Annotated in this window: 14 protein-coding genes and 1 tRNA gene; 9 read left to right on the top strand and 6 right to left on the bottom strand. The window is 38.8% G+C overall.

What is annotated here, in order from left to right:
• The first annotated feature begins 7 nt into the window (after positions 1-7).
• The 7 genes from sfsA (at position 8) to RDV53_RS08470 (ending at position 7,132) form a co-directional block, all read left to right on the top strand.
• Positions 8-724 carry a DNA/RNA nuclease SfsA gene (gene sfsA, locus RDV53_RS08500; protein WP_005695950.1) on the top strand — a complete coding sequence of 239 codons (717 nt, stop codon included), beginning with the start codon at positions 8-10 and terminating at the stop codon, positions 722-724.
• A gap of 207 nt (positions 725-931) precedes the next feature.
• On the top strand, positions 932-2,119 hold the full coding sequence (gene tyrS, locus RDV53_RS08495) for a tyrosine--tRNA ligase (RefSeq protein WP_005695949.1): 1,188 nt from the start codon (positions 932-934) through the stop codon (positions 2,117-2,119).
• A gap of 75 nt (positions 2,120-2,194) precedes the next feature.
• On the top strand, positions 2,195-3,121 hold the full coding sequence (gene cscK / locus RDV53_RS08490; RefSeq protein ID WP_005695948.1) for a fructokinase: 927 nt from the start codon (positions 2,195-2,197) through the stop codon (positions 3,119-3,121).
• A gap of 58 nt (positions 3,122-3,179) precedes the next feature.
• Positions 3,180-3,791, top strand: coding sequence for a glutathione S-transferase N-terminal domain-containing protein (locus RDV53_RS08485; RefSeq protein ID WP_005695946.1), 612 nt, complete (start codon positions 3,180-3,182; stop codon positions 3,789-3,791).
• A 9-nt stretch (positions 3,792-3,800) separates the two neighbouring features.
• On the top strand, positions 3,801-5,255 hold the full coding sequence (locus RDV53_RS08480; protein WP_005695945.1) for a glycoside hydrolase family 32 protein: 1,455 nt from the start codon (positions 3,801-3,803) through the stop codon (positions 5,253-5,255).
• Positions 5,256-5,264: 9 nt separating this feature from the next.
• Positions 5,265-5,882 (top strand): fused DSP-PTPase phosphatase/NAD kinase-like protein, encoded by a 618-nt coding sequence (locus RDV53_RS08475; RefSeq protein WP_005695944.1) that lies wholly within the window; start codon positions 5,265-5,267, stop codon positions 5,880-5,882.
• Positions 5,883-5,959: 77 nt separating this feature from the next.
• Positions 5,960-7,132: an MFS transporter gene (locus RDV53_RS08470; RefSeq protein WP_147286815.1), complete on the top strand. Its 1,173-nt coding sequence runs from the start codon at positions 5,960-5,962 to the stop codon at positions 7,130-7,132.
• A gap of 48 nt (positions 7,133-7,180) precedes the next feature.
• On the opposite strand, the gene pgi is transcribed toward RDV53_RS08470, so the two are convergent.
• From pgi to pyk, 4 genes are all read right to left on the bottom strand, one after another.
• On the bottom strand, positions 7,181-8,830 hold the full coding sequence (pgi, locus tag RDV53_RS08465) for a glucose-6-phosphate isomerase (protein WP_005695942.1): 1,650 nt from the start codon (positions 8,828-8,830) through the stop codon (positions 7,181-7,183).
• Between the two features lie 56 nt (positions 8,831-8,886).
• Positions 8,887-9,969 (bottom strand): alanine racemase, encoded by a 1,083-nt coding sequence (gene alr, locus RDV53_RS08460; RefSeq protein WP_005695941.1) that lies wholly within the window; start codon positions 9,967-9,969, stop codon positions 8,887-8,889.
• A gap of 23 nt (positions 9,970-9,992) precedes the next feature.
• Complete coding sequence (locus RDV53_RS08455; RefSeq protein WP_005695940.1) at positions 9,993-11,399, bottom strand: replicative DNA helicase; 1,407 nt, start codon at positions 11,397-11,399, stop codon at positions 9,993-9,995.
• A gap of 149 nt (positions 11,400-11,548) precedes the next feature.
• The gene (pyk, locus tag RDV53_RS08450) at positions 11,549-12,985 is read right to left on the bottom strand and encodes a pyruvate kinase (RefSeq protein ID WP_032822712.1); all 1,437 of its coding nucleotides are present in this window, start codon (positions 12,983-12,985) and stop codon (positions 11,549-11,551) included.
• A 228-nt stretch (positions 12,986-13,213) separates the two neighbouring features.
• Between pyk and RDV53_RS08445 the strand changes: the two genes are divergently transcribed.
• Positions 13,214-13,290 (top strand) — tRNA-Val (locus RDV53_RS08445).
• Between the two features lie 191 nt (positions 13,291-13,481).
• Complete coding sequence (locus RDV53_RS08440) at positions 13,482-14,699, top strand: tyrosine-type recombinase/integrase (RefSeq protein WP_032822715.1); 1,218 nt, start codon at positions 13,482-13,484, stop codon at positions 14,697-14,699.
• Positions 14,700-14,870: 171 nt separating this feature from the next.
• On the opposite strand, the gene RDV53_RS08435 is transcribed toward RDV53_RS08440, so the two are convergent.
• Positions 14,871-16,640: a DNA primase family protein gene (locus RDV53_RS08435; protein ID WP_005695936.1), complete on the bottom strand. Its 1,770-nt coding sequence runs from the start codon at positions 16,638-16,640 to the stop codon at positions 14,871-14,873.
• The gene (locus RDV53_RS08430) at positions 16,624-17,067 is read right to left on the bottom strand and encodes a hypothetical protein (protein WP_005695935.1); all 444 of its coding nucleotides are present in this window, start codon (positions 17,065-17,067) and stop codon (positions 16,624-16,626) included. The genes RDV53_RS08435 and RDV53_RS08430 overlap by 17 nt, the downstream gene beginning before the upstream one ends.
• Between the last annotated feature and the right edge of the window lies 1 nt (position 17,068).

Below are 17,068 nucleotides of genomic sequence, written 5' to 3'. Positions count from 1 at the left end.
ATAAGCTATGCAACTCCCCACTCTACAATCTGCAAAATTAATTCGCCGCTATAAGCGTTTTTTGACTGATATTGAATTACCAAATGGTGAAGTAATCACTATTCATTGTGCAAACACTGGTGCAATGACTGGCTGTGGTGAAAAAGGTGATACCGTTTGGTACTCTCATTCTGATAGCCAAACGCGCAAATATCCACATAGTTGGGAATTAACTCAATTAGCAAATGACCAACTTGTTTGCATTAATACGCACAGATCCAACCAGTTAGTCTTTGAAGCCTTGCAAAATAAACAAATCAAAGAACTGGCTATGTATGATGAAATTTATCCTGAAGTGAAATATGGTGAAGAAAATAGCCGTATCGACTTCTTACTTAAAAGTGAAGGCTTGCCAGATTGTTATGTTGAAGTGAAATCCATCACCTTTGTAAAAGGCTCATTAGGCATGTTTCCCGATGCGGTTACTACCCGTGGACAAAAACATGTTCGTGAACTTTTAGCCATGAAAAAACAAGGACATCGCGCGGTTGTTCTCTTTGCTGGATTACATGATGGCTTCGATCGTTTTAAAATCGCTGAGTTTATAGATCCTGAATATGATCGTCTTTTAAAGAATGCCAAATCACAGGGCGTTGAAGCTTACGCTTATGCGGGAAAATTTGAAATCTCAGATGGAATTCCGACCGCACTTTCTCTTACGGAAAGTGTACCTTACATTGATTAAAAAATAATTGAGAATTATTTTCATTTTTCTATTGACATGACATTTGAGAATGGTTATCATCTAAACATTCCAAAAACAAATAGATAATCACTCCAACTTCACGCCTATTTCCCCACAAATAGGCGTTTTTTTTCATCTCAATCTTTTCATTTCAGCCATATTCTCTATAATGTAGCCTTTAATATTGAAATAACATTAGGAAATAGAATGACTGATATTAATACCGTTCTCGCAGAACTAAAACGCGGTACTGATGAGATTCTTTCTGAAGCAGATTTAATCGAAAAACTGAAAGAAAATCGCCCACTTAAAATTAAACTTGGTGCAGACCCTACTGCTCCGGATATTCACTTAGGGCATACCGTGGTATTAAACAAACTTCGCCAATTCCAACAATTAGGCCACGAAGTCTATTTCTTAATCGGTGATTTTACTGGTATGGTCGGTGACCCATCTGGTAAAAATACTACTCGCCCACCACTTAGCCGTGAAGATGTGCTTCGCAATGCGGAAACCTATAAAGAACAAATTTACAAAATTCTAGACCCACAAAAAACAAAAATCGTATTCAATTCTGAATGGTTGGGTAAATTGGGTACTGAAGGGATGATCCGTTTAGCGAGCAACTACACCGTAGCGCGTATGCTAGAACGTGATGACTTCAAAAAACGTTTTGGTAACAATCAACCTATCGCGATTCATGAATTTATTTACCCATTATTACAAGGCCATGACTCTGTTGCTTTAGAAGCAGACGTAGAACTTGGTGGTACAGACCAAAAATTCAACTTACTTGTTGGTCGTGAATTACAAAAATCAGCCGGTCAGAAACCACAGGTAGCGATTACGCTTCCATTACTTGTTGGTTTAGACGGTGAGAAGAAAATGTCTAAATCATTAGGCAACTACATCGGCGTGACAGATGCACCAAGCGATATGTTCGGTAAAATTATGTCGATCTCTGATGAATTAATGTGGGATTGGTACAACTTACTTTCTTTCCGTCCACTCACTGAAATTGCGGAATTAAAAGCTGAAGTGGCAAATGGTAAAAACCCACGTGATGTGAAGATTTTATTAGCCAAAGAAATCATTGCGCGTTTCCATGATGAAGCGGCTGCAGAGGCAGCTGAGCAAGAATTTATTAACCGTTTCCAAAAAGGTGCAATGCCGGATGAAATGCCTGAATTCACCTTTGAAGGCGAAATTGGTTTAGCCACCTTATTAAAAGAAGCGGGACTGGTTCCTTCAACTTCTGAAGCAATTCGCTCAGCGAAACAAGGTGGTGTGAAAATTAACGGTGAAAAAGTCGAAGACATGAAAGCCAACGCACCGAAAGGCACGAATGTTTACCAAGTCGGTAAACGTAAATTCGCACGCGTAACCATCGCATAAAACACCTATGAAAATGACCGCTCTTTTTAAGTGCGGTTATTTTTTAACTGATATCCACAATAGAAGGAAAATAATATGAGCCAAAAAATCTGGGTAACCGGTGATGCGGTTGTCGATCTTATTCCTGACGGTGAAAATCATTATTTACGCTGTGCCGGTGGTGCGCCGGCAAATGTGGCTGTTGGCGTGGCACGCTTAGGCAGCCCGAGCGCTTTTATTGGTCGTGTAGGTAACGATCCGCTTGGCCAATTTATGCAAGATACCTTAAATGCGGAAAATGTGAATACACAACATATGATTTTAGATCCGCAACATCGCACCTCTACCGTTATCGTCGGCTTAGATAATGGCGAACGCAGCTTTACCTTTATGGTAAACCCAAGTGCGGATCAGTTTTTACAAGCTAGCGATTTACCCCCATTCCAACAAGGTGAATGGCTGCATTGCTGCTCTATCGCGCTGATTAATAATCCATCACGCGAAGCGACTTTCGAAGCCATTCGTCGTGTTAAAGCTGCTGGCGGTTTCTTCTCTTTCGATCCAAATCTACGTGAGTCACTTTGGTCAAGCTTAGAAGAAATGAAAACCGTAGTAATGGAAGCGGTTGCCTTAGCTGACGTATTGAAATTCTCTGAAGAAGAATTAACGCTTTTGACTAATACTGATAGCCTTGAAAAAGCCTTTGAAAAAGTGACCGCACTTTATCCTGAAAAATTGATTATCGTGACCTTGGGTAAAGATGGTGCACTTTATCACTTAGAAGGTAAGAAAGATGTGATTTCTGGAAAAGCCTTACAGCCGGTAGATACAACAGGTGCTGGCGATGCTTTCGTTGGTGGCCTACTTGCTGGACTTTCACAGCATCCAAACTGGAAAGAAAATGATGTGCTAGTGCAAATCATCCGTCAGGCTAATGCCTGCGGAGCCCTGGCTACGACAGCAAAAGGGGCGATGTCTGCTCTACCAAATCAAACACAATTAGCAGCATTTTTAGCGAATTAGCGTGCAAAGCTGCGAATAACCACACCTTTTATTTATGAAGATAATTTAGGAGATATTTATGAAACTTTGGTATTCCAACTCTAGCCCTTATGCTAGAAAAGCTCGTGCTGTAGTGCAATATCATCAATTACAAGATCATGTTGAATTACTCCTCGCAACCAGTGGTTTAGATAAGAATTCCCCCCATAATTTAGACAATCCTCTTGGACGTTTACCAGCATTACAACAAGAAAATGGCGAATGGCTTTATAATAGTTCACTTATTGCAGAATATCTCGATCACCTCGGTACACAACCTTCACTTTATGGAAACAGCGAGACACGTTGGGAAATTCTTCGTTTACATTATTTAGCCGATGGTATTTTAGAAAATGAAATCTCAGTCGCACCTGAAAAACACCTTCGTCCACAAGAGCAATGGTGGCTTGAACGTCATCAGCAAATTTTTGACCGCACTGAGCGAAGCTTAATTGAACTAAAAAAAGCCATTGATAGTTTTGGTGAAGAATTAAATATCGGCACATTGAATGCCGTGTGTGCAATTGATTTCCTACTGTTCCGCGATGCTTGGACTCATGCTTCACAACATGCAACCATCAAATCATTAAAAGCATGGGCTGAAGCAATGAATCAACGCTATGATTGCTTAAAAAATACTTTACCCAAATAAGATTAAATTATGATTATTTTCAATAATGGCAAATACAAAAGTATCCTAGCCGCAGAAGCGGGTGAACTCACAAAAATTACTGAAACTGTGCAAAAAGACAAGGATTTTCGACCGCACTTTCATATTGCCCCACCAACTGGCTTGATGAATGATCCGAATGGTTTGATCTTCGATGGAGAGAAATATCATCTGTTCTATCAATGGTTTCCATTCGATGCAATTCACGGGATGAAACATTGGAAGCATTTAATCACGAAAGACTTCCAACATTACCAATCAGCGGATGATCTGATTCCTTGTGAGCTTTTTGAGTCTCACGGCTGTTATTCGGGTGGTGCTTTAAAAGTCGGTGATAAATTGGCCATGTTCTACACTGGCAATACTCGTCGTCCAAGTGATAATCAACGCGTGCCTTATCAAAATTTAGCGATTTTCGATCTTAACGGGAAGTTGCTTAGCAAACGTCCGTTAATTGAAAATGCGCCAGAAGGTTATACCGAGCATGTTCGCGATCCTAAACCGTATTTAACTAAAGACGGCAAAATCCGTTTTATCTGCGGCGCACAGCGAGAAAACCTCACGGGAACAGCCATTATTTTTGAAATGGATAATCTTGAAGGTACGCCTCGCTTATTAGGTGAGCTTTCCTTACCTGCTTTTGACAATACAAACGTGTTTATGTGGGAATGCCCTGACCTATTGAAGCTCGGTGATAAAGATGTGTTTATTTGGTCGCCACAAGGTAAAGATCGGGAAGCGCATCAATTCCAAAATAATTATCATGCGACTTATGCTGTGGGTAAATTAACGGATTTAACCTTTGAAGCAGAATATATTAGTGAGTTGGATCAAGGCTTTGATTTCTATGCCCCACAAACATTTGCTGGGTTAGATAACCAAACTCATGCCGTGCTTTTCAGTTGGATTGGTTTACCTGATTTAACTTATCCAACAGATAAATTTAAATGGCATTCAGCTTTAACCTTGCCAAGAGAATTGCGTTTAGAAGGTTCGAAAATTTATCAACGCCCGATTGATAAAATATACGAAAATCTGACCGCACTTTCTGCGCTTCATCTCGATAAAAAAGAGAATATTGCTAATTTAGATCGTGCGTATCTTAAATTTGAGGCAAATAACCAAGCCTTTGGCTTAACCTTCTTCCAAAATGAAAAAGGACAGTCACTGCGTCTATCTTATGAAAATGGGTTGATTTGCTTAGATCGCAGTCAAAGCGAACAAACTGAATTAATGGAAAAATTCGATAGCAAACGTTTCTGTGAAATTGAAAATTTGCAAACTATCGAAATTTTCTTTGATCGCTCAATTATTGAAATTTTCATTAATCAGGGTGAAAAAGCGATGACATCAAGATTTTTCATTGAGAATAGAAAAAATACAATAACTAGCAATCGTCCATTAGATTTAATGATCGGTTATTTACCGGCTATTCAATATATTTAAAAGGTGTTTATGCAACAAACTCATTTCAATTTATATAAGATGAGCAAAAATGTCCTTTTTGCTTTAACAGCTTTTTCATTAGTCGCCTGTACGACGGCACAAAGTGAACCGCCAAAAAATACTGAACATTGGGCTACTCTAATCAGCGAACAGGAAAATTTATATCAGATTGATAATAAATTTTATCGTAGTGAGCAATTAGAAGCCCAATCTGAAGCGTTATTAAATAAATTGAATATTCACACTATTGTGAATTTACGCTTTTTTGACCGTAATGATGATAAACAAGCATTTGGTCATACTAAGATCAATTTGATTAATACCCCATTACTTACTTGGTCAATCAGCCCAGACGAAGTGGCTGATATTTTGTGGCAAATTAAACAACATCAAAAAAATGGTGCGGTTTTAGTACATTGTTATCATGGCGCTGACAGAACAGGCTTAATTGTTGCAAGCTACCGTGTGATTTATCAACATTGGGATCTCAATGAAGCCAAACGTGAAATGCAACAAGGTCCTTACGGCTATCATTCTGTTTGGAAAAATATTGATAATTTCTTCACACAAGAAAATATGGCTAAGATCAAAGCCGAATTAGATAAACGTTCTAACACAACAAAATAGAGAACATGAATGAAAGTGCGGTTAAAATTAACCGCACTTTTATTTCCCACTACGCTCTTTTATTAAAATTAATGACTATGTTTGTTCAACAACAAAACTCAACACCATCCAATATTGTGGCGTTCAATTTTCTATTGATTGCCTTTTTAACGGGGATTGCATCTGCATTTCAAACACCGACCTTGAGTTTATATCTGTCTCAAGAGATCAATGTTTCGCCTTTTTTTGTGGGCTTATTCTATTCAGTTAATGCCATTATTGGCATTATCTTAAGCCAAATTCTCGCAAAATATTCTGATAAGCAAGATGATCGTCGTAAAGTGATGATTGTTTGCTGTTTGATTGCCGTGCTTGGTTGTCTGATTTTTGCTTATAGCCGAAATTATTATGTATTGATTATTATCGGTACCACGCTATTAGGGTTAGGTTCATCCGCTAATCCGCAATCTTTTGCTTTAGCACGAGAATATGCTGAAAGCAGCCATCGTGAAGCAGTAATGTTCACCACAATTATGCGAACTCAAATCTCATTGGCTTGGATTGTCGGACCACCACTTTCCTTTTTCATTGCACTCAACTGGGGCTTTGATTATATGTATTTGGTGGCAGGTTCTGCCTTTTTACTATGTGCAGGCGTCAGCAAATTATTGCCGAAAATACCTCGTCAAAGTGCGGTTAAAAATCAAGAGATTTTAGATAATACGCCACCAAGAAGAAGTGTGATTTACTTATTCATTGCTAACCTATTACTTTGGACCTGTAACAGCATGTATCTCATCAATATGCCATTATTTGTGATTAATGAGTTACATTTAGGCAAAGAATTAGCAGGAACATTGATGGGAACGGCTGCTGGATTGGAAATCCCTGTGATGATTTTTGCGGGCTATCTCACCAAATACTTCAGTAAAAAACGCTTAATGATGATTGCTTTAGTTTCAGGTCTCGCCTTCTATTCAAGCTTATTATTTTCTGACCAAACTTGGCAGCTTATCGGGTTACAAATGCTTAACGCGATTTTTATTGGTATTACCGCTACCATTGGCATGGTGTATTTCCAAGATTTAATGCCGACTAAAATGGGCACGGCCACCACACTATTCAGTAATGCAGCAAAAAGTAGTTGGATTATCGGAGGACCTATTGCCGGTATTATTGCGGAAATTTGGCATTACAACTCTGTTTTTTATGTCGCTGTAGCATTAATTTTTATCAGCGTAGGCTGTATGTGGAAAGTTAAATCAGTTTGATTAAAATAAAAAAGAGCGGTCAATTTTGACAGCTCTTTTTACTTTATATTATCGCCATGCTTTGAATTGATTAATCAATCCATTAGTTGAGCTATCATGGCTTGAGACTTTCTCTTTATCTGCCAATTCAGGAAGAATTCGGTTCGCTAATTGTTTACCTAATTCCACGCCCCATTGGTCGAAACTGAAGATATTGAAAATCACACCTTGTGTAAAAATTTTGTGTTCATACATCGCAATTAATGCGCCAAGAGCAAATGGTGTAATTTTTTGCACTAAAATAGAGTTGGTCGGTTTGTTACCCGTAAAGACTTTAAATGGCACAATGTCTTTTACCTCATCTAAAGACTTACCCGCTTTCACAAACTCTGCTTCGACTTCTTCTTTGGTTTTACCCAAAGCAAGCGCCTCAGTTTGCGCAAAGAAGTTTGATAACAATTTGCTGTGATGATCACCTAATGGATTATGACTTTGTGCCGGCGCGATAAAGTCACAAGGGATTAACATCGTACCTTGGTGAATTAATTGATAGAATGCATGCTGGCCGTTTGTACCTGGTTCGCCCCAAATAATTGGGCCGGTTTGATAATCACGGATAACATTGCCATTACGATCAACATATTTACCGTTTGATTCCATATTACCTTGTTGGAAATAAGCGGCAAAACGGTGTAAATATTGGTCATAAGGTAAAATCGCTTCAGTTTGTGCACCAAGGAAGTTGGTATTCCATAAACCGACTAATGCTAATGTTACAGGGATATTTTTTTCTAATGGCGCGGTACGGAAATGTTTATCCATTTCATGCGCACCACTTAATAACGCTTCAAAATTATCAAAGCCGATTGAAAGTGCGATAGAAAGACCGATTGCAGACCATAAAGAATAACGGCCACCAACCCAATCCCAGAACTCAAACATGTTGTTTGTATCAATACCAAATTCCGCTACCGCTTTACCATTAGTAGAAAGTGCAGCAAAGTGTTTTGCTACCGCGCTATTATCTTTCGCTGCCGCTAATAACCAATCACGCGCAGAATTCGCATTAGTCATGGTTTCTTGAGTAGTGAAGGTTTTAGATGCCACTAAGAAAAGTGTCGTTTCAGGATTCACTTTTTTCAACGTTTCAGCAATATGTGTACCATCTACGTTTGAAACAAAGTGCATATTCAAGTGATTTTTATAAGGACGAAGCGCTTCGGTCACCATATAAGGGCCTAAGTCCGAACCACCGATACCGATATTCACTACATCAGTAATTGCTTTTCCGGTATAACCTTTCCACTCACCTGAAATCACACGATCACAGAACGCGCTCATTTTCGCTAATACTGCATTCACTTCTGGCATCACATCTTTGCCATCTACATATACAGGTGTATTTGAACGGTTACGAAGTGCGGTATGTAATACGGCTCGATTTTCTGTACGATTAATTTTCTCACCTGTAAACATAGCATTAATTGCTTCATCTAATGCAGATTCTTTAGCTAATTGACGAAGCAATTTGAGGGTTTCTTGATTAATTTTATTTTTTGAAAAATCCACTAAGATTTGATTTTCAAAAGTTAAAGAATAATCGTTAAAACGATTTTCTTCTTGCTTGAACAAATCAGTAATCGTGGTATGAGCCAATTGAGATTGGTGAGCTTCAAGGGCTTTCCACGCTTGTGTATTGGTTGGATTGACGTTTTTCATGAATATTTCCTTTTAAAAATTAAATTTTCTGTATTTTGGCTTTCTTGCAAAAACAACTAATCAACATATTCTGTTATAACACGAGGCGTTAATTTTGTAATCAATTCATAGCTTAAAATACCACTGTATTTAGCTACTGTTTCAATTGGTAATTCCTTACCCCATAAAATCACTTCATCACCCACTTTATCTTGGCTATCTGCGCCTAAATCGACCGTGAGCATATCCATTGAGACACGACCGACACTAGGAACAATTCGACCGTTTAGATAAACTGGCGTACCTTCTGGCACATCACGCGGATAGCCATCACCATAACCAATCGCAACGACACCAATTTTGGTATCTTTCGGACTGGTCCAAATGCCACCATAGCCAACAGGTTCACCTTTTTTATGTTCGCGCACCGCAAGCAATGAAGAAGTTAAGTTCATCACGGGAGTTAAACCAAATTCTGCACCGACAGTATCCGTTGGTGAAATGCCGTACATAATAATCCCTGGACGAATACAATCTAAATGAGCCTCAGGCCAGAATAAAATCCCGCCAGATGCCGCAATGGTTCTTTCTCCACCTTTATCTTTTGTCGCTTGAAGGAAACGATCAAGCTGAACTTGAGTATAATCAGAATCTAGTTCATCAGCACGGCTAAAATGGCTGACAAAACCTAAGTGCGGTTGAATTTGAGGGAGTTTTTTCAGCTCTTGATAAAAATAGTCCACTTCATCAAGCGACACACCTAGACGGTGCATCCCCGTATCAATCTTCAACCAGACTTTGATTGGACTTGGCACTGCAGCTCGCTTTAATGCTTCAAGCTGTTCACGGTTATGTACCACCGTTTCAATGTTATTTACCGCAATAATCGGTAAGTCTTTTTCATCAAAGAATCCTTCTAGTAATAAGATCGGTTTGATAATACCGTTAGAGCGTAACGATAACGCCTCTTCTAAACGCGCTACGGCAAAGCAATCTACCATGCTTTCTAAAGCAGATGAAACAAATACCACGCCATGACCATATGCGTTTGCTTTTACCACGGCAATAATTTTGCTATGTGGCGCTTTTTCTTTAATAACTTGTAAATTATGTTTTAAGGCAAGCGAACTGATTTTCGCTGTTGCCGGTTTTACGTTCATTTTTCTAATCCGTTCTATCTTGCCTAATAATCATCTCTGTATTCACGCTGTTCGGCAAGGTTATCAAAGCGTGAGAATTGACCGTTAAATGCTAAACGTACACGACCAATCGGACCGTTACGTTGTTTACCAATAATGATTTCAGCAACACCTTTATCTTCAGAATTATCGTTATACACTTCGTCACGATAAATAAACATAATCAAGTCAGCATCCTGCTCGATAGAGCCTGATTCACGCAAGTCTGAGTTTACTGGACGTTTATCTGCACGTTGTTCTAAAGTACGGTTAAGCTGGGAAAGTGCAATAACCGGGACTTCTAATTCTTTCGCTAATGCTTTTAAAGAACGAGAAATCTCGGCGATCTCTAAGGTACGGTTATCTGAAAATGCGGGCGCGCGCATTAATTGAAGATAATCCACCATAATCATACTCAAGCCACCATTTTCTCGATACACACGACGCGCGCGAGAACGCAATTCTGTTGGAGTTAAACCCGATGAATCATCGATATAAAGATTATTTTTTTGCTTAAACATCCCAAACACGCTAGCAATTTTGCTCCATTCCGCTTCTTCCAAGTTTTGGCCTGTACGAATTTTGGTTTGGTCCACGCGAGCTAGAGAGGCAATCATACGCATCATAATTTGCTCAGCAGGCATCTCTAAACTGAAGACTAATACAGGCTTATCACTTGCCATGGCCGCATTTTCACAAAGGTTCATTGCAAATGTGGTTTTACCCATGGAAGGACGTGCTGCCACAATGATGAGATCGGAAGGCTGTAAACCGGCTGTTTTCTTATCTAACTCAACAAAGCCCGTTGTGACCCCTGTCACACCGTTATGATTTTCAAGCTTACCTAAGGTTTCAATTCGAGCAATAGTGCTTTCCAACACGCTGAGCACGTTTTGAGGGCCCTCTGTTGAAGAACTCCGTTTTTCAGCGATCGCAAAAACTTCCCTTTCAGCTTCATCCAACACCATTTTGATGTCTTTGCCTTTTGGGGAATAACTGTTTTCTGCAATACGATTCCCCACTGCAATAAGCTCACGCAAAATCGCTTTTTCACGTACGATTTCAGCATAAGCCAAAATATTAATAGCATTTGGCGTGTTATTGGAAAGATCTGCGAGATAAGCAAAACCGCCTACGGAATCACTGATACCTTTGGCTTTAAGGGCTTGATCAAGGGTGATTAAATCAATCGGTGTTTGGTTACGCATTAATTCTTCCATAGTTTGGAAGATTGCTTTATGCGCAAAAGTGTAAAAATCCTCAGCAATGACTCTTTCAGCGATACCATCCCAATGCTGATTACTCAACATTATACCGCCAAGAACGGCTTGTTCAGCTTCAGTGGAATGAGGCGGGATACTAACTTGTTCAGTTTTCTGATCGGAAGATTGGATTTGTCGTTGTGATGCCATAAGGATTTCAATTTAAACTAAAAAACTGTGCTTATGATACCGCAAATACGAGGTGGTTTTAAGAAAAAAGTGCGGTCAATATTTTCAATATTTTAGACATAAAAAAACGGTGGAAAAATCCACCGCTCTTTTTCATTCAGGCATGTTGATTATTCAACAGTTAAAGTACGACAAACGTTAGTTGTACCTTCTGATTCATCACCTTGTGTTAATAAAACAAGATCACCTGAAACTAAATAACCTTTTTCTTTTAATAGGTTAATCGCTGCTTTTGCACCTGCAGCGCTACGAGATTCACCATCAAAATGAACTGGTGTTACACCACGGTATAATGCGCAACGGTTTAAGGTTTCTTGAACACGAGAAAGTGCAAAGATTGGTAAACCTGAGCTAATACGTGACATTAATAATGGTGTACGACCAGAGTGGCTTAATGTAATGATTGCTGCAATACCGCTTAAGTGGTTTGCTGCGTACATTGCTGACATCGCTACAGATTCTTCAATATCTCTGAATTCACGATCTAAACGGTGTTTAGAAATATTGATGCTTGGCATTTTTTCTGCACCTAAACATACGCGAGCCATTGTCGCTACAGTTTCAGCTGGATATTGACCTGCTGCAGTTTCTGCTGAAAGCATTACCGCATCAGTACCATCTAATACCGCATTTGCCACGTCCATTACTTCTGCACGAGTTGGCATTGGGTTGCTGATCATTGACTCCATCATTTGAGTTGCAGTGATTACCGCACGGTTTAATTGACGTGAACGACGAATTAATTTTTTCTGTACGCCAACTAATTCAGGGTCACCGATTTCAACACCTAAGTCACCACGTGCAACCATAATTACATCAGAAGCAAGAATGATATCGTCCATTGATGCGTCATCAACTACGGTTTCAGCACGTTCAACTTTAGCAACGATTTTCGCATCTAAACCTGCTTGTTTTGCTAACTCACGTGCATAGTTTAAGTCTGCACTTGAACGTGGGAAAGATACCGCTAAGTAATCTACACCGATACGAGCTGCAGTGATAATATCTGCTTTATCTTTTTCAGTTAATGCATCAGCAGATAGGCCACCACCTAATTTGTTGATCCCTTTATTGTTTGATAATGGACCACCAACAGTCACTTCAGTAAATACTTTTGCACCTTCAGTAGAAAGTACTTTTAATTGAACACGGCCGTCATCTAATAAAAGAATATCGCCTGGCACAACATCTTGTGGAAGTGTTTTATAGTCTAAACCAACGGCTTCTTGATTACCTTCACCTTTTGGTAATTCCGCATCAAGAATAAATTTATCACCAACATTTAAGAAAATTTTGCCGTCTTTAAAAGTAGAAACACGAATTTTAGGACCTTGTAAGTCACCTAAAATTGCCACGGTTTTACCTAATTTTTTCGCGATCGCACGAACACGCTCAGCACGCTCAATATGATCATCTGGTGTACCGTGAGAAAAGTTCATACGTACAACATTAGCGCCTGCTGCAATAATTTTTTCAAGATTGTTATCGCGGTCTGTTGCTGGACCCATTGTACATACAATCTTCGTTCTTCTTAATTTTCTAGACATTATCTAAACTCCACAAATGGTTACAATTTACTAAAGCTTTTTTTAAATTTCGGCTCATCCGAGATAAAAAACGCTGGGGATTATACGCTTAAACCTGCATAAAATCAAAATAACTACTGAGACTTTTTAAATCAATTTTTGGTTATTTTTTTAGCAGCTAAATTTAACTTAAAACAAATTCTCTTGTTTTCATTCTTAAAACTGTTTATCATCTGCCACATCTTTTATGCGACTATAGCTCAGTTGGTTAGAGCACCACCTTGACATGGTGGGGGTCACTGGTTCGAGTCCAGCTAGTCGCACCATTTACCCTAAACACAGCCCCGCGAAACTACTCGCGGGGTTTTGTTTTTCCTAGTATTTTCAAGGCTTCTCAGCCATTTCACTTATCGTCACTAATCGGATTTAATTGTCTTTAACCGCACTTTTTAGTAACAAGTTTAGTAACAAGGTGATAAACTTCGAAAAATCTTGTTACTAAAACTAAGGAAAAATGATGCCTCGTGTTACTAAGCCGCTCACAAATACCGAAGTAGATAAAGCGAAAACAAAGGATAAAGAATACAATCTAAGTGATGGTAACGGTCTTTTTTTACGCATTAAGCCTACCGGTGCTAAGGCTTGGATTTTTAATTATTATCACCCAGTAACAAATAAACGCACATCTTTTACTATTGGAACTTATCCAGCTATAACACTTGCGCAAGCTCGCCAAAAACGCGAAGAATATCGCGCCCTACTCGCTCAAAGTATCGATCCGCAAGAATACATCAAAGAACAAGAACTAATTAAAAACGGTCAGAACGAAAATACTTTCTATAAAGTCGCTTTACTTTGGAAAGAAAAAAGAAGTAAAGAAATTGAGCCTATGACAATGGAAAAGAATTGGGCAAGATTAGAAAATTATCTATTCCCTACTCTTGGGAATTACCCTATCGATCAGATTACTTCCCCTTTATTGATTAAAACTGTTCGGCCATTAAATGAAAAAGGTTTCAATGATACGCTGCATCGCTTGTTAAACCTCGCTAATCAGATTTTAAATTATGCGGTAACAATAGGATTGATTTCGTTTAATTCTTGCTTGAAAGCATCTGATGCTTACCATAAGGAGTCTCAAAAACATCACCCAGCAATCAAACCGGAAGAATTACCGAAACTATTACAAGACTTCAAAAATTCAAGTAGAGATCATCTAACAAAGGTTTTGTTCCGATGGCAATTACTTTCTATGGTTCGTCCGGCTGAGGCTGTTTCTGTTGAATGGTCTGAAATTGATTTCGATAAGAAATTATGGACTATTCCAGCAATCAAAATGAAAAAAACAAGACAAGGGCAATTTCCTCACATTGTTCCGCTTTCATCTTTAATGCTTAAAATTTTAGAAGAATTGAAACCTATAACAGGTGGTGACAAATTCGTATTTTCTCACTACCACAAACCTAACCAATCAGCTAGTAAAGAACTAATAGCTAACGCATTAAGAAAGATAGGTTACAAAGGGATTCAAGATGCTCACGGATTGAGATCGATAGCTAGAACGTTTTTAGAAAATCAGCAAGTTGATTTCCGTATTGCTGAAAGTTGTCTTGCTCATAGCATTGGGAATAAAACAAGTCAGGCGTATAACCGTTACGATTATGTAGAACTCCGCCGCCCTGTGATGCAATTATGGAGTGATTTTGTGGAGCAATGCGAAAAAGAAAACGTGTGAATGAGCGGCGTGTAAAAAATATTACAAAAATTGGTTCACCTGTTCACCTTGCCAATTTAACCTTTTATTTCATATAGTTATGGGTGAATAGGTGAACATTATTGTTCACCCTAATTGTTCACCTTTTAAGAGAAAAGCATAAAAAAGGGGCTTTCGCCCCCTTTCCCTAGTTTATGAATTGAACTCGTTTTGGAACTCATCATAGTTTTTGAAGTGAACATTGGAGCGATATCCATATTTTCCCTTAATCTTAGAGAACTCAAATTTATTTTTATGTTGCGCAAATCCTTGCTTTAATGAATTTGAGAAGTTTCTCAAAGTAAGGGTATTTGTAATGCCGCTCGCTACAGCAAAGGCTAAGTATGCCGGATAAAGATGCGTTCTTGACTTATTGCCTTGATTCGCATTTCCTATATACAAGCCGTCATTCTGTGGCGTAGTATAGAAATATCCGCAAAATTCGGTGATGTGGTCGGATTCGCTTTTTATTTCCAAAGCCTCATCACTTGTTTGTTGCTCTTTTAAAGCGGCCTTAGCGGTTTCAGGTTGTTCAAAGGTATGTATTAGTTTGTAAATAATACCCCCTACTTCCCTCTCAATCTTATCCATAAAATTAGGATCTCGCTCGTTTTCAGGTACTACTTTGTCAAAGTGAAAGATTACCCTTCTTCGCTCAATCCCACCGCTACGCTCTGTAAATCTAGTCGCCTCGTTATTAACGATTAAGACTACTGCCGAAATAACAGCTTTAAATTTAGTGCGGTGTTTTGGGTCAATATTCACAGGGTCGCCACCTGTAATACTTTTCAATCCACCACCATCACCACCATAACGCGATTGTTCAGGGCAAATTAGCAAAGTTTTACCTACAAAGCTTTCTCGCCCGCGCGGTTCATCTAAATCCACTAAGCGCCCGCTTTCTGTGTTCTGCGCACCAGCTAATAACGTGGCAATATTAGCAAAAACAGATTTACCACTTCCGCCATCGCCTGTTACTTCAAAGAATAATTGCCAGTCGTTGCGATTAGTTAAAACTGCGTATAAAGCCGCTAGAATAGCGTTCTTTTTGTTTTCTTTACCACCGCTTACGAACTCTAACCACTTATCAAAATAAGGCGTATTTTGCGCTGAATTTAGATATTCATGCGGAATATAAGACATTAGCCAATTTTCCCGATAATGGGGCAAGAACTCTAACGTAGTGCGGTTTAAAGTGCCGTTATTGAAAGCAATCAACTCTTGCACCTGTGTTCCCATTTTTGGCGATTGGATTTTGATTGTATCAATAATGCTTTCGATTGAGCGCGCACTATAATTGAAGTCCTGTTCATCAAAGAAAGTTACTGCATTATCTAAGAACTCAAATTTATCTACTAGCTGCCAGCTTATGCCGTCATAGCGATATAATTCTCGGTCTTTTGGGTTTAATGCTAAATCCATATTTAGCCACTTCGTCAAAGCCCGTGCCTTCTTATTTACTCCGTCATTTTCTTTCAGTTTTTCGGGCGGTGCTAATTGGTCTGCTAAATCTGCCGCCTTTTTATCGGTTCGCAAGCGTTGAATGTAAGAGCTTAAATCCTCTTTTACTTGTGCGGCCGCATCAATGAGTTTCACTTCTCTAGCAGAAGTATTTTTTGCTAAATTCTGACAAATTTCGGTGATTTCTTCCTGTTTTAATTCGCCATATTGAGCAATCTTCACTAACTGCTGATCTTCTTTAGCTATACGCGTTGAAGAAATATTATCAAGTTGATTTTCACCTAGAATAACTGGTTTCTGATTACTTTCTAGACCATCCACCAACGAACACAATAAGAGCCACTCTTCACCTTTTCCATTATCCCATGCTTGCCATGCTTTAGAGCCAGCTAGCACAAATAAATCGGAATAAGGTTCATGCGGTTGCTCCGCAAGATGCGGAGCATTAATTAATCGAGCCATTGTTCACACCTTTAAGTACTCCGTTTTCAATATCATTGATACGTTCAGCAACTACTTTTTGAAAGTATGTAAGAGTTTCAACTAAAGAAATGACAATGCTATTTTTCAGCAATCCATCAATGATTTCATCGTTAGTTAAACTTGCTACTATTTCTTCCGGATTAAATGAAGGCGGATTCGGTGCTAGTTGTAATAAATGCTTATTAGCCGCTAACAGTTCATCGTGTAGATTTCGTAACACATAGAGTTTTTCAGAAGGATAACTCTCAAAAATTTCTGCTAACGTTACGATTGTTTCACCCAGATAAGGTAAAGGTAAATAAAGAGCATCTCCCTCTTTCTTTTCAAAATTCATCTGACAAAGCATAATCGCTTTCAATTCGACCGCACTTAAATTTGAGTAGTCTAATTTATCATTCATATTCATC

The sequence above is a fragment of the Haemophilus parainfluenzae ATCC 33392 genome (assembly GCF_031191205.1).
GTDB lineage: Bacteria > Pseudomonadota > Gammaproteobacteria > Enterobacterales > Pasteurellaceae > Haemophilus_D > Haemophilus_D parainfluenzae.
This window is presented reverse-complemented; position numbering and strand designations above follow the sequence as displayed.